1 protein-coding gene is annotated in these 296 nt (G+C 40.5%); it reads right to left on the reverse strand.

The features are described 5' to 3' along the window. Positions 1–226, reverse strand: a 226-nt coding sequence (locus M3650_RS31485) for a hypothetical protein (protein ID WP_251580296.1), incomplete at its 3' end; no start/stop codon positions are given. Between the last annotated feature and the right edge of the window lie 70 nt (positions 227–296).

Below are 296 nucleotides of genomic sequence, written 5' to 3' on the forward strand. Positions count from 1 at the left end.
ATTTATTATATGCCTCTATTAACTGTCCTCTTGCCCAGTCTGCATTTCCTGCACTGTTCGAATAGCTGCTTGTTTGTGTTAGCAATCCAAACAAGTAATTAAATCTGTTGTGATCACTCTCAGTGTACACCGCCTCAAACTGTGAGCCTAATAGAGAATTGAATTCCCCGTACAGTTCATCATTGGTTGAGTTTATTTTCATAGCCGCGTCTATAATGCTCTTCATTTCTGAAGGTATATATCGGTTCCCGCTAGGGTCAATAAACTTCAACGGATTGTTGGCCACGTACGAATAC

The organism is Paenibacillus sp. MER TA 81-3, assembly GCF_023713585.1.
In the GTDB taxonomy this organism is placed as follows: domain Bacteria; phylum Bacillota; class Bacilli; order Paenibacillales; family Paenibacillaceae; genus Paenibacillus_B; species Paenibacillus_B profundus.